19 protein-coding genes and 1 pseudogene are annotated in these 11,901 nt (G+C 40.2%); 18 read left to right on the top strand and 2 right to left on the bottom strand.

Going from position 1 to position 11,901, the window contains the following annotated elements; all coding sequences use genetic code 11:
• Window positions 1-54 precede the first annotated feature (54 nt).
• From ACFPTP_RS03300 to ACFPTP_RS03215, 18 genes and pseudogenes are all read left to right on the top strand, one after another.
• The gene (locus ACFPTP_RS03300) at window positions 55-705 is read left to right on the top strand and encodes an SIMPL domain-containing protein (RefSeq protein WP_381442194.1); all 651 of its coding nucleotides are present in this window, start codon (window positions 55-57) and stop codon (window positions 703-705) included.
• A gap of 123 nt (window positions 706-828) precedes the next feature.
• Window positions 829-1,278 carry a GNAT family N-acetyltransferase gene (locus ACFPTP_RS03295; RefSeq protein ID WP_381442189.1) on the top strand — a complete coding sequence of 150 codons (450 nt, stop codon included), beginning with the start codon at window positions 829-831 and terminating at the stop codon, window positions 1,276-1,278.
• A gap of 12 nt (window positions 1,279-1,290) precedes the next feature.
• Window positions 1,291-2,055 carry an alpha/beta fold hydrolase gene (locus ACFPTP_RS03290; protein WP_381442187.1) on the top strand — a complete coding sequence of 255 codons (765 nt, stop codon included), beginning with the start codon at window positions 1,291-1,293 and terminating at the stop codon, window positions 2,053-2,055.
• A 14-nt stretch (window positions 2,056-2,069) separates the two neighbouring features.
• A complete protein-coding gene (locus tag ACFPTP_RS03285; RefSeq protein ID WP_381442184.1) occupies window positions 2,070-2,627 on the top strand; it encodes an NUDIX hydrolase in 558 nt (185 codons plus the stop codon).
• A gap of 10 nt (window positions 2,628-2,637) precedes the next feature.
• Window positions 2,638-3,183 (top strand): ribonuclease FAU-1 family protein, encoded by a 546-nt coding sequence (locus ACFPTP_RS03280; RefSeq protein WP_381442181.1) that lies wholly within the window; start codon window positions 2,638-2,640, stop codon window positions 3,181-3,183.
• A 12-nt stretch (window positions 3,184-3,195) separates the two neighbouring features.
• Entirely contained in the window at window positions 3,196-3,564 is a 369-nt protein-coding gene (locus tag ACFPTP_RS03275; RefSeq protein WP_381442179.1) for a hypothetical protein, read from the top strand.
• Window positions 3,565-3,579: 15 nt separating this feature from the next.
• A complete protein-coding gene (locus ACFPTP_RS03270) occupies window positions 3,580-4,059 on the top strand; it encodes a tetratricopeptide repeat protein (RefSeq protein WP_381442176.1) in 480 nt (159 codons plus the stop codon).
• Between the two features lie 41 nt (window positions 4,060-4,100).
• On the top strand, window positions 4,101-4,412 hold the full coding sequence (locus tag ACFPTP_RS03265) for a DUF2087 domain-containing protein (RefSeq protein WP_381442174.1): 312 nt from the start codon (window positions 4,101-4,103) through the stop codon (window positions 4,410-4,412).
• Entirely contained in the window at window positions 4,384-5,262 is an 879-nt protein-coding gene (locus ACFPTP_RS03260) for a hypothetical protein (protein ID WP_381442171.1), read from the top strand. The genes ACFPTP_RS03265 and ACFPTP_RS03260 overlap by 29 nt, the downstream gene beginning before the upstream one ends.
• 10 nt (window positions 5,263-5,272) lie before the next feature.
• Window positions 5,273-6,166, top strand: a complete 894-nt coding sequence (locus tag ACFPTP_RS03255) for a GNAT family N-acetyltransferase (protein ID WP_381442169.1) — start codon at window positions 5,273-5,275, stop codon at window positions 6,164-6,166.
• Window positions 6,163-6,729 carry a nucleotidyltransferase family protein gene (locus ACFPTP_RS03250; RefSeq protein ID WP_381442165.1) on the top strand — a complete coding sequence of 189 codons (567 nt, stop codon included), beginning with the start codon at window positions 6,163-6,165 and terminating at the stop codon, window positions 6,727-6,729. The genes ACFPTP_RS03255 and ACFPTP_RS03250 overlap by 4 nt, the downstream gene beginning before the upstream one ends.
• Window positions 6,730-6,748: 19 nt before the next feature.
• Window positions 6,749-7,879: a DNA polymerase III subunit beta gene (gene dnaN, locus ACFPTP_RS03245; protein WP_381442162.1), complete on the top strand. Its 1,131-nt coding sequence runs from the start codon at window positions 6,749-6,751 to the stop codon at window positions 7,877-7,879.
• A gap of 102 nt (window positions 7,880-7,981) precedes the next feature.
• Window positions 7,982-8,443 carry an SRPBCC family protein gene (locus ACFPTP_RS03240; protein WP_381442158.1) on the top strand — a complete coding sequence of 154 codons (462 nt, stop codon included), beginning with the start codon at window positions 7,982-7,984 and terminating at the stop codon, window positions 8,441-8,443.
• Window positions 8,443-8,883 (top strand): annotated as a pseudogene (locus ACFPTP_RS03235) (ASCH domain-containing protein); the annotation flags it as partial. The gene ACFPTP_RS03240 and the pseudogene ACFPTP_RS03235, both read left to right, overlap by 1 nt.
• A gap of 9 nt (window positions 8,884-8,892) precedes the next feature.
• On the top strand, window positions 8,893-9,303 hold the full coding sequence (locus tag ACFPTP_RS03230; protein ID WP_381442342.1) for a VOC family protein: 411 nt from the start codon (window positions 8,893-8,895) through the stop codon (window positions 9,301-9,303).
• Between the two features lie 18 nt (window positions 9,304-9,321).
• On the top strand, window positions 9,322-9,801 hold the full coding sequence (locus ACFPTP_RS03225) for an NUDIX hydrolase (RefSeq protein ID WP_381442155.1): 480 nt from the start codon (window positions 9,322-9,324) through the stop codon (window positions 9,799-9,801).
• A 127-nt stretch (window positions 9,802-9,928) separates the two neighbouring features.
• Window positions 9,929-10,375, top strand: a complete 447-nt coding sequence (locus ACFPTP_RS03220) for an HIT family protein (protein WP_381442152.1) — start codon at window positions 9,929-9,931, stop codon at window positions 10,373-10,375.
• On the top strand, window positions 10,368-11,165 hold the full coding sequence (locus tag ACFPTP_RS03215) for a PP2C family serine/threonine-protein phosphatase (protein ID WP_381442150.1): 798 nt from the start codon (window positions 10,368-10,370) through the stop codon (window positions 11,163-11,165). Before ACFPTP_RS03220 ends, ACFPTP_RS03215 begins: the two co-directional genes overlap by 8 nt.
• Before the next feature lie 59 nt (window positions 11,166-11,224).
• Here ACFPTP_RS03215 and ACFPTP_RS03210 read toward each other — a convergent pair whose 3' ends face one another.
• On the bottom strand, window positions 11,225-11,539 hold the full coding sequence (locus ACFPTP_RS03210) for a DMT family transporter (protein ID WP_381442147.1): 315 nt from the start codon (window positions 11,537-11,539) through the stop codon (window positions 11,225-11,227).
• Window positions 11,539-11,880 (bottom strand): DMT family transporter, encoded by a 342-nt coding sequence (locus ACFPTP_RS03205; RefSeq protein WP_381442144.1) that lies wholly within the window; start codon window positions 11,878-11,880, stop codon window positions 11,539-11,541. Before ACFPTP_RS03205 ends, ACFPTP_RS03210 begins: the two co-directional genes overlap by 1 nt.
• Between the last annotated feature and the right edge of the window lie 21 nt (window positions 11,881-11,901).

Here is an 11,901-nt window from a genome sequence, read left to right as displayed (position 1 = left end):
TCGCATCCCTTCCGGCATATCATGAATAAAGATCAAAAGTACAGGAGGGAAACCGTGTACTATCCATATATCCGTCAACAAGCCAGACAACCAAACCGTTCCATAACCGTTGTCGGTCAAGGGGAGGTTTTCGCCAAACCGGATATCGCAACAATCCAATTGGAAGTTAATACGACAAATGAACATCTTAGCGAAGCGCAGCGGGAAAATTCAACAACCATGATTAATATAATTCAATCATTGATTGCAATGGGCATTCCACAGGAAAATATCCAAACCGTCAATTACTCGATATTTCCAAGATACGATTATGTAAATGGCGAACAAATATTTAGAGGATATGAAGTCTCGAATTCTATCTCGGTGAAGCTTACTGATATTCAGCATGTAGGGAATGTTATCGACACGGCGGTTGAGCAGGGAGCAAACCGGGTTTCCAATATACAATTTTCAGTGGAGGATGTTGACCGGTATAAGCAGGAAGCAATCGTCCACGCTTTACAGAATGCACAGATGAAAGCACGTACCATTGCAGACACTTTACAACTCCAAATTGCGCCCCAACCTGTAAGAATAACTGAAGTTGAAAATGGTGGTCAGCCTACTCCTTTATTCAAAGCAACCATGTCAGAAAGCGTAATGACACCGATCGAAGGAGGACAGATTAGCGTCCGATCGACCATGAGAGTGCAGTATGAATATTAAGGATGAGCCAGGTTCTGCTACGAACTGGCTTTTTAAGTTAAGTAAATAATTAGGGATTTAAAGGTTTTTTGGGAAGCATTGTTGAATGAATACACAAGACACTAATTTACAGGGGGAGAGGAAATGGAATACATCGTCGAGCGGATAAACGATTTACGGGAAGTGGATATAGAAGAACTTGTTCAAGAAAGTGAAAAGGAAGGCTATCGTTTCGTCACCCGACTCGTAAATGAATTCGAGGACGGCAGCAATACCTTCAACAAGCCAGGCGAAATATTGTTTTGCGTCAAAAATAACGAAGGTTCTGTAGTGGGCATCGGCGGCATCAATCAATCGCCGTTTTCACAAGAAAGCGATGTGGGACGCCTGCGGAGATTTTATGTACTGGATGCTGTTCGACGCGAAGGGGTCGGTACGTTATTGCTTCAATCAATCATTGAACACGCGAAACAGTATTTCAAGGAAATTACCGTTCGAACTGATTCAGCAAAGGCAGATGCTTTTTACAGAGCATGCGGTTTTTCGTTCGACGATTCTGCTTCTGAAACGACACATATTTTGCGGTTTGGTTGAGGGGGATTTGAATTGCGTAAGGAGTACAAGGAATACGGCAATAAAGAAGGTCCGCTCCTCGTGTTCATTCACGGGGGCGGCGTAGGAGGATGGATGTGGGATAAGCAAATTGCCTATTTCAAAGAATACCATTGTCTAGTTGCGACATTGCAAGGGCATGGCGATAGAAGTGATGAAACCTCCTTCTCAATCCGTGAAAATGCACTGGAAATCATTCGGTTAATCGAGAAGAAAAGAGATAAGAAGCACGCATATATTATCGGTTTTTCAATCGGAGCTCAAATTTGTTTGGAAATCATAAGTCTGGAACCAAACTTGATAAAAACAGCGGTCATCAATAGTGCAGTTGTCATTCCTATCAAATACATGATCCCCTTCATTTCCCCGACAATCAAGATGACTTTTCCACTTATCAAGAACAAAACGTTCGCAAAAGCCCAAGCAAAACAGCTGTATATGGATGTCGAGTATTTTCAGCAATACTACGAGGATAGTTTGAAAGTGAAGCCAACTACATTGGTTGAAGTTCTTAAAGAAAATATGGCTTATTCACTCCCGGAAAATTTATCGAAAAGCTCAGCACAAATTTTAGTGACTGCCGGTGAAAAAGAAAAAGGGCTAGTAAAGAGATCGGTTCAGAAAATTGTAGAGGTGAATGAACATTTCGAACACTTTATCGTCCCTACTATAGGACATGGTTTTCCGGTAGCTGAACCGGAATTGTTCAATCGAGTGGTTGAAGATTGGATCATGCATCAGCAAGTACATAGGCAATAACGGAGGGAAAAGCGTTGGGGAAATGGAAAGTGTTGAACAGTGAATATAAGTATCAATCACCATTTGGCAATTTAAGAAGAGATACTTGTCAAATGCCCGATGGAAAAGTTATTGAAGATTACTACGTGAATGAGTATGCAGACTGGGTGAATGCAATCGTATTGACGGAGGAGGATGAAGTTGTTCTTGTTGGTCAATATCGTCATCCTGGAAACGATTTTTATCTTGAAATACCCGCAGGGAAAGTAGAAGAAGGCGAATCGTATGAGCAGGCGATTCGACGTGAAGTCTGTGAAGAGACTGGCTATGTTTCGGAACAAGGGCTGATTCATTTGGGGGAGTTCATGGTTAATCCTGCCACTCAGACAAATAAAGTGATTACTTTTTTAATGTTAGACGCAAAACGTTTATATGAACAGGAATTGGATGAAGCAGAAGTTGTGGAAGTGAAAGTCTTTCCTTTTGATAGTATTAGAGAAATGATCCTGAACAAGGAAATCACACAGTTGTTCACTGTGACAGCATACCACTTAGCAAAAGAATTCCATCCATCCAGTGAAAGACCGAGCTAGGGGGACGATTGTGCTAAAACGCAAATACGGCAGTCGATATGATTGGAAGCGAATTGTGAAGAGGGGATATGCTGAAAAATACATTTCCACACCACAATTCACTGGATATATAACTCTGCTAGAAATGAATGATGTAGCTGAGCCCCTTTACAAAACATATAAGGGAAGGGAAGTTTGCATCGCTGACAAAGGGTACAGCTGGCTTCAGCATTTTCCGGATGGAAAGCATTTTTCCGTGACGACGGTGTTTGATTCAGCCGGCCAAATTGTCCAATGGTATGTCGATGTTTGTAGGGAAAATGGCTATTGTTCAACGAATGGGCCGTGGATGGATGATTGGTTTTTGGATCTAATTCTACTGCCTGGCGGGGAAATAATAGAGAAAGATATTGACGAATTGGAAGCTGCGCTGAACAGTCAAGACATATCAGAAGATGAGTTTGCACTCGCCTGGGCAGAGTTTGACAGAATTAAAACGATGGTAGCTGAAGATAATTTTGAGCTTCTTGAGCTCTCAAAAGTTCATTTCGATGATATTTCTGCAATCAACTCATAGGAGGGCCAAGCTTTGAAACGACTATTGTTCGTCATCTTTTTTGTCTATCTAAGTCTATCGGGCTGCTCCAGCGTACAAGAGGCTTACAAAGGGAATCCTACTCCGAAGGATTTCCTTTCTCATGACAATGCCGATATTTTTATGTACGAAGGAATTGTTTATTCAAATGTTGAAGGAGTCAAATGGGTGCTTGAATTGGATTATACAATTGGTGAGCAGATACTGGAGATAAAAAAACAGAAAAAGAAGGCTTTTGGTTTCCGAAATGGTGCCGCAAATAAGCTTCCTATTGGCACCGTTATCTATGAGACAAATACACCAGTGTATATTGCAATTGTGGATGGTAAGGAAATACCTTACTTAGCAATGATTGAAGGATAAGAAAGGGAATGAACGATGGTGAAACTTAAAAAAGCTGTTTTATTGAGAAATGAAGGGAAACTCACCGAATCGAATGAAATTCTCGCAGCAATGGCAAAAGATGATCCGAAAAGTGCCGAGATCAACTACCAATGTGCATGGAGTTTTGACATTTTGGGAAAGGAAGCGGAAGCCGTCCCTTATTATGAAAAAGCGTTACGATTGGGGTTGAACGACGAAGATGCCTTAGGTGCAATTATTGGACTCGGAAGTACATACCGAACGTTGGGAAGGTTTAAAAAGTCAAAGACTGTCTTTGAAAGCGGGTTAGCGCGTTTTCCTGAAAACAATGCATTGAAGACGTTCTATGCCATGACTTTATATAACGTAGAAGAACATGTAAAGGCAATGGAAATCCTCCTCACTTGCCTTGTCCAAACTTCAAATGATCCGGATATTTTGTCATATAAGAGAGCGATTGGTTTCTATGCGGACAAGTTGGACAAGACATGGTAGGTTAGGTGACTACCAAAGATAAATACAAAGGAATGATTGAAATGGAAGATAGATTTCAAGTTACAGAATTAGAACGAGAGAAAGTATTGAAAAACTATTTTAGAAAAGGATTGAATGGTCCTCTTGATACGTTTCCAAGCAAAGACAAAAGAAAGTACATCATTGCCCAAGAAATAATAAAGCGATTTGAAGTTGGAAAAGTGTATTTGGAAAAAGAGATTAACGCAATTCTTAAAGAGATTCATCCTGATTTTGCAACGATTCGACGCTTTTTCATCGACTATGGCTTCATGAATCGCAGTGATGATGGGAAGGAGTATTGGGTTGAAAATTACGAAGCTGAAGCAAAATAATAAGGATGAAATGAATAACCTAAGTATTTTCATCAATAAAGTATTTTCCGAGAATAATGATTTGGTGGCGCGGATGAACAGTAGTATTTCAGCCAAACTCCATAATGATATATATTCTGTTCGAAAAAACGACGAAATACTTGCCATAGCTTCGACACATCAATCTACATGGCATCCAAATTGTATATATGTCCAACTTGCTTACGACTTGGATGGAGTCGATGAACAAGCACTTCAAACACTGATCACGGTCTTGGAAAATAAATATGAACAACCTTTGTTTTTTCTGCTGGACGAGAGATTTTACTTATTCAAAGAAATTCTTTCCCAAAATCAGTTCAGGATAATCAGAAAAACGGAAATCATACATATCGAGCTGCCTCCATCAAAGGGGGAAACAGTGCAGGATGAACGAATTTTCTCAATTAGAGAGATTCGTACGAATGAAGCAATAATGGATAGTTTTGTTCAGCTATGTGAAAAGACGTATACAGAAACACATACCGATAACCCCGTTGCAGACTTGCCGATTGAGAGCTGGAGGCATGCTGCAATGGATGGATTGTTGGAAGAACATAGTTATGTTGTTGTAAACGGATTTGAAGTTATTGCTTTTAGTCTTATGTATGAGTCTGATAAGAACAGCTGGGAGCTGGGATGGGTAGGCGTGGATGAAACTTCCAGAATCAATGATTTGAATAAGTTGATTCGTAAACAATTAGAGGACGCTGTAAAGCAAGGTGTTTCATTCATTGAAAAAGAAGTAGATTCAACTTGTCCATATTCGCTCCATATTTGTAAATTCGCCAAGTATGATGTGGCGGAAACATTATATGCTTACATGAAATGAGGAAAAAAGAATGAGTATCGTGTTAGAATCTCCAAGAAATAATCATGATTTGGCCGCATTTCTTGCGAAAATGAATTCAGTAACGAGCCGACATATCGGTTATTGTGGAGAATCAAAAGAGGAAATATACGACACACTCACAAGCGATTTTTCAGACTTGGACTTGGCTAACTCTTTTATAGTCGCTTATGAGAAAGAAGAAATTATAGGTGCAATCGGGCTAGATATTGATTTGGAAGACAGGAGCGCGGAAGTATGGGGTCCATTTGTAAGTGAGGCGTTTATTCGAACTGTTCTTGCCAACGAACTGTGGGAGAGAGTGACTGCGCTATCCGCATCGCAAGTGGATCGGTATCATTTTTTCCTCAACATCGAAAACGTACAGGCTAAAGAATTCTCCATTTCACAAGGGGGGAAATCCCAGGGTCAACATACAATTCTAGCAGCCAAGAAAAGTGATTGTAAGGAAACTGTTGAAGAAGGAGTAATAAAATTCTACTCCGCTTATGAAGATGGCTTTGCAAAATTGCATGGACAAGCTTTTCCTTCTTCATATTACAGCGCACAAACGATTCTTGAACGAATAAGTGAAAAAAATCGATTGTACATCGCCAGTATGGGCGACCAACTAACCGGTTATGTCTATCTCGAAGCCGATCCTCAACACGGGGAAGGCTCTATTGAATATATTGCAGTTTCGGATAGATTCCGTAGACAAGGGATCGGCAAGAAGTTGCTGACTTTTGCATTGAACCATTTATTTGCATATGAGGAGATTAAAGAAATCACCCTGTCTGTTGATAAAGAGAATGAGAAAGCAATAAAACTCTATCAAGCCGCAGGATTTAAGGTGAAGCATCAATTGATACATTTAACAATTGATAAAAAGGTAGTTAAATTATGATTCATAATGAGGAGGATGTCATCCGTTTGGTTTCTGAAGACGAATGGATGATGGATATTTTACGGAGAACACAATCTTTGAATTTACCGGATTGGTGGGTGTGCGCGGGTTTTGTGCGATCGAAAATTTGGGATGTGCTACATGAGTTTGATGAAAGAACACCTTTACCGGATATCGATGTGATTTATTTTGATCCATCCAACGTAGATGAAGAAACAGAAAAAAATTATGAAAATCTATTAAAAATGAGTCAGCCAACTATTCCATGGTCTGTAAAAAATCAAGCAAGAATGCATGCTGTAAACAATGACCGACCCTATTTATCATCCACTGAAGCAATAGCTAAATTTCCTGAAACAGCTACTGCATTAGGCGTAAAACTCGAATACGGAAAGGTAGTGTTGACTGCTGCGCATGGAATTGAAGATGTTGTCAACTTCCACATAAAACCAACGCCTTACTTCAGTGAAACAGTAGAGCGGATGAAATATTATCATCAACGCGTTAGCAAGAAGAATTGGAAGTCGATATGGAATAAGGTTGAACTATTACAAATGGAATAAATAGTAAGGGGCGTACTCCATGAAATTTACTATAAAAAATTCACTGTTTACAGCGATCGTTTCCGAATTGCATAAGATCTGTTCGAATAAAAGTCTTCTTCCGATTCTGTCTGGAATTAAAATTGAAGCAAACGATGCAGGTGTAGTGCTAACTGGCGGGAATTCAGAGTTATTTATTGAAAAGAAAATTCCTTTACAGATAAAAGGGGAAACTGTCGTTCAGGTGCATGAAGCAGGAAGTGTAGTTGTAGTGTCAAAGCATTTTATGAATCTCTTAAAAAAACTTCCTGATGACATTGAGATATCATCTGACCATATGCAAGCGGTACTCATCAAGTCCGGTGATATTGTAACGAGACTTAATGGCTTAGCTGCAGTCGATTATCCAAAACTGCCGGAGATTAAAATTCTTCATTCTGTTGAGGTTGAGTTTTCATCATTAAAAGATGTGATCAAGCAAACGATATTTGCTGTCTCTAAAAGTGAAGCAAAACCGGTGCTTACTGGTGTGAAGATGGAGTTTGATAAGAACAAACTTATTTGTACTGCAACTGACTCCCATCGCCTATCGCGTAGAGCGATACAAATCACTTTCCCAGAAGGGTCTCATTCAGTCATTGTTCCAAGTAAAAGCTTAATGGAACTATTGCATTTGAAGGAACCTAGCTTTGCAACCGTACATATCTCGATAGCGAATCAAATGATTTTGTTTTCGATAGAAAATACGATTTTGTATTCCATATTAATTGAGGGGAACTACCCTAATACCCAGTCATTAATTCCGACCGACTTCGTAACAAAGGTCACGACGAATACGAGAGCATTGATGGCAGGAATTGACCGAGCTTGTGTTTTCTCCGAGGAGTGGAAGCATAACAATGTACACTTATCTCTGATCGACAATAGCATTTTGAAAATAACAACAAACTCAGCGGGAATCGGAATGATTGAAGAACAGCAAAAAACAAGCAAGGTGGATGGGATACCCGCTATTGATATGACCTTCGACGGTCGATTTTTTCTTGAAGCGCTAAAAGGGATACAGGAAGAACAGGTGACAATCAGTTTTTGTGGTGTGATGAAACCGGCGGTCATTGAGCCGGAAAATGATGCATCTTACGTACAATTGATCTCGCCACTACGAACATAATTCAGGAGGTTTGGGAAATGGGGTATATTGGATGAATTTTTATTGAAGCATTATCCGGTTTTAAGCACGGTTAACTAGTATCCGTGAAAAGGAGATGTATTAATGAAGCAGTGGACTAAGGAAATTGAGATTGATGCGCCGATTGAGCATGTTTGGAAGTACCTAAATGGCTCGTTGGAAGACATGCAAAAAATCATGCCACAAGTTGTTTCGAATAAACCGGTCACCATTACAGAAGGAATGGTTGGAAGTGTGTATTTGCAGAAATATAGAGAAGGCAAGCGCGTAATGGAGTATGAGGTCGAGACACTCGACTATTTAGATACTCCGAATGAAAAAAAGATGAAAGTCGGTTTTACACTTGGTGGGATGTTTGAGATTACGGCGCAATATGAGCTTTGCCAGGTGAATGATAATAAAACCCGATTTATTTATTCGACTACAAATAAGCCACTGAAATGGTTTATAAAGTTATTATTACTATTTGCAAATGACAAAGTCGTCGTCGATTTTGTACAGCGAGTGAAGAGGGTTGCGGAAAATGAGAATAAGGAGGACAACTAATGAATCAAGTTGCAAAGGATTATTGGGAGCAATTTTGGGGAGAGAAAGAACGTCCTGCGTTAGTCAGTGCATGGAGGTTCGGCGAAGCACAGGACGAATTAGCGCAAGCGGTAATAGAAGGGAGAAAGACGGCGACTTGTTCAGCGCATATATTATATGAACTGGAAAATGAACCGATTCCAACAGTTGAGGAATACAGCATCATCTTGAATAGCCATGACGAGCCGGTTGCAATCATCAAAACAGTAGAAGTATCCGTAATCCCGATGAATGAAGTGACGGAAGAGTTTGCTTTGGCGGAAGGTGATGGATCGTATCGGAATTGGAAGGAAATCCATGAACGCTTCTTCAAACGGGAACTAGGCAAAGTTGGAATAGAGTTCACAGAAGATATGTTGCTTGTCTGTGAACGATTTGAATTGGTTGATGTGAAAGATAAGAGTGGGCTAATGAATACTAGATTACTAAGGGTTGGCACTACGTATATTCCTGTCTCCAATGTTGACCGGGCTGCAAAGTGGTATGTTGAAAAGCTGGATGCGCAATTGAATTATCAGGATGAAGACAAAGCGATCTTGAATCTTGCCGATCAAAGTTTCTTTCTCGTAAAAGCGGGAGAAAATGAGACTGCTAATTTTTACGATGTCAATGGAACTGAACGTTTTTCGCTCACTTTTGAAGTGGGCGGTCAGGAGGCATTAAGGGAGTTACATCAGGATTTTAATAAACGCGAGATTACTGTTGGAGAAATCGAACATAGAGGACATTCGGGAATTAACTTCGTTTTCAAAGACGTGGATGGAAATAAATTCGATGTTTGGAGCGAATTGAGCCCGTCGTTTAAGAAAGCAAATCATTGAAAAATTAGGGGGAAGGGTATGGGGTATATTAGCGAATTAAGGGAACTGATTGGATCTCGACCAATCATAATGGTCGGTGCGAATGTAATAGTAGTTGATTCAGAGGATCGATTGCTTTTACAACTACGGGCAGATAATAACTGCTGGGGGTTGCCCGGTGGTTCAATGGAACTCGGTGAATCCCTGCAAGAGGTGGCAAGGCGGGAGTTATATGAAGAATGCAATTTAGTAGCCAATCAACTAACCTTTTTGAATATTTTTTCAGGTGAGCAATATTATTATAAATATCCTCATGGAGATGAAATTTTTAATGTCATTGCCACTTTTATTTGTGCAGATTATGAAGGTGAATTAAGGGCAGATCAAGATGAAGTGTTGTCTTTACAATTTTTTTCGATTGACGAACTGCCAAGAAATCTAAACCCCCCGGAAATTTCAATAATACAAGAATATATTCAGACGAGGGGAATAAAGTTTGATAATAATTCGCTTAGATGAATTTTGGAAAAAGGAAAGGCCATGAAACGACAACAGATAAGGGAATGAAAGCAATTGTCATTGAACCCGATGAAATGGATATAGGCTTGTTTTAAATCGCTTAGTTATGATGATAGGGGTTGGTAAAATGAAGTGTTTTATTTGCGAAAAACATCGGGGAGAATTACAAACAGATGGCATTACAATCTATGAAGATGAATTCGTTTACGTAGGACATATTGATAATGATGGGGAACCCGGTTATCTCGGGCATCTGATGATAGATTTAAAAAGACATGTGCCGACACTTGGAGATATGAACGAAGAAGAAGCAAAAGCTTTTGGAAGTATAATGGCGCGAGTTAGCAAGGCACTTTTGGTGACTGAAGAGGCGGAGCATATTTACTCTCTCGTCTCCGGAAATTCTGTACCTCACTTGCACATGCATATCGTCCCGCGTTACCCGGGCACACCTGAACAGTATTGGGGACCAATGTCTGTTCGAGAATGGTCCGACGCTCCGAACGGAGGAAATAGTGAAATCATCGAACTGTGTGAACGAGTACGCTCATACTTAGGAGAAAACAATGGATAATAGGTTTTCATGGGTTGGAAGTGAAAAGAATTTTATCGATTCGAAAGATATTCAATCGATTGGTTGTATGACGGTTGGCCGATTTGGTGGAAACTCTTCCGCCGGTCAATATAAAAATGAAGATGGCTGCATTGTTTGGGTAGAAGAGGACTGGGAATTTGCTGTGATTTTAGACGCGCATGACAGTGCTGAAAGTGCTGAGCTTATCATTCATACATTAGAAGAATTTGAACATGAACTTATAGAATCGACATCTAAGCCAGGATTCCACCATGTGCAGAAAAAGCTTTTCGACATCTTCCAAAGTGATGAATTTCTTGATCAATGCAAGCAAGTCAAAGGAGAGACAGCCTGTCTGATCTGCATCCGAAAAGAAAACTACCTTTGGTGGTTTTCTGTCGGGGATTGTGTAGTGTTTGTTTTCCATCCTGATTTTATGGCACTAAACCAATTCCAGTTGAATCAAAGGCAGTTCTATGAATGGATCGGTCAAGTGAATACGTTCGATAAAGCTGTTACATGTTTCTCGTCTGGCGTTCGGGAATTACGGAAAGGCGTCAATCGCATCTTCATGACGACGGATGGATTGCTTGAATGTCCGGGAGAACCCTTTTCGGATCCAATTGACTTAGCGGAAAGTTTGGATACTGATCGACTTGAAGTGGCCTTCACCTTGATTCTGAACGAAATTGAAAGAAACAATGTAAGGGACAGTACGACTATGATTGGATGGACCGTTGATGTTTCGCAACAAGGCAGCATTCCAAGCGATGTTGTTGAAAATAAATGATTTATGTAATAAAAGCCTAATTCCTTGCAACTATGAAATTAGGCTTTTTAAATAACGTTCTACGATACAAGTTTCAGACCAATTGCTGCTCCCAAAACCATGCCTATAAAAACAAGTCGTTTCCAGTCTTTTGATTCCCCGAATAGCACCATTCCTAAAATTGCTCCGCCAGATGCGCCCATTCCCGTCCAAATTGCGTAAGCTGTGCCCATCGGAAGGGTTTTCATCGAATAGGCTAGGAAGATAAAACTTGCTCCAAACCCAGCAATCAATAACACTAATGATCGCCAACTTCGGTTCTTATGCAGTTGATTGATCATGACGACACCAAACATTTCACATAAGCCTGCTGCGATTAAAGAAATCCATGCCATTATGATTCATCTCCTTCCTTAATTTCGTCTGCTGTGACTAATTTCAAGCCAACAACGCCTGCTAATAAAACAACAATAAAGAGCACTTTTTCCACTTTGAATGGCTCCCCGAAAATTAGAATTTCAGAGAAAACTGTTCCTGCTGTACCAAGACCGACAAAAACCGCATACACCGTTCCGACGGGGAGCTTCCGTCCCGCCATGATCATTAAATAAAAGCTAGTAAAAATTGCAATAGCAGTTCCTATCCAAGTCCAAAAGCCATTTGCGTGTTTCAACCCAATCACCCAAAAGATTTCGAAGAATGCGGCAACCACTACTTTGATCCATTCTTTATTCATCTAAAGAGACACCTCCATAAT

This window comes from Sporosarcina koreensis, assembly GCF_042655825.1.
GTDB lineage: Bacteria > Bacillota > Bacilli > Bacillales_A > Planococcaceae > Sporosarcina > Sporosarcina koreensis.
Note: the sequence above shows the minus strand (reverse complement) of the source record. Positions and strands in the feature narration are given on the sequence as shown.

Bases quoted from the DNA above. Each gene is read 5' to 3' on its own strand.
- dnaN (WP_381442162.1), top strand. From the start codon at position 6,749: ATGAAATTTACTATAAAAAATTCACTGTTTACAGCGATCGTTTCCGAA.
- ACFPTP_RS03225 (WP_381442155.1), top strand. From the start codon at position 9,322: ATGGGGTATATTAGCGAATTAAGGGAACTGATTGGATCTCGACCAATC.
- ACFPTP_RS03250 (WP_381442165.1), top strand. From the start codon at position 6,163: ATGATTCATAATGAGGAGGATGTCATCCGTTTGGTTTCTGAAGACGAA.
- ACFPTP_RS03270 (WP_381442176.1), top strand. From the start codon at position 3,580: ATGGTGAAACTTAAAAAAGCTGTTTTATTGAGAAATGAAGGGAAACTC.
- ACFPTP_RS03295 (WP_381442189.1), top strand. From the start codon at position 829: ATGGAATACATCGTCGAGCGGATAAACGATTTACGGGAAGTGGATATA.
- ACFPTP_RS03220 (WP_381442152.1), top strand. From the start codon at position 9,929: ATGAAGTGTTTTATTTGCGAAAAACATCGGGGAGAATTACAAACAGAT.
- ACFPTP_RS03240 (WP_381442158.1), top strand. From the start codon at position 7,982: ATGAAGCAGTGGACTAAGGAAATTGAGATTGATGCGCCGATTGAGCAT.
- ACFPTP_RS03265 (WP_381442174.1), top strand. From the start codon at position 4,101: ATGGAAGATAGATTTCAAGTTACAGAATTAGAACGAGAGAAAGTATTG.
- ACFPTP_RS03205 (WP_381442144.1), bottom strand. From the start codon at position 11,880: ATGAATAAAGAATGGATCAAAGTAGTGGTTGCCGCATTCTTCGAAATC.
- ACFPTP_RS03255 (WP_381442169.1), top strand. From the start codon at position 5,273: ATGAGTATCGTGTTAGAATCTCCAAGAAATAATCATGATTTGGCCGCA.
- ACFPTP_RS03230 (WP_381442342.1), top strand. From the start codon at position 8,893: ATGAATACTAGATTACTAAGGGTTGGCACTACGTATATTCCTGTCTCC.
- ACFPTP_RS03210 (WP_381442147.1), bottom strand. From the start codon at position 11,539: ATGGCATGGATTTCTTTAATCGCAGCAGGCTTATGTGAAATGTTTGGT.
- ACFPTP_RS03215 (WP_381442150.1), top strand. From the start codon at position 10,368: ATGGATAATAGGTTTTCATGGGTTGGAAGTGAAAAGAATTTTATCGAT.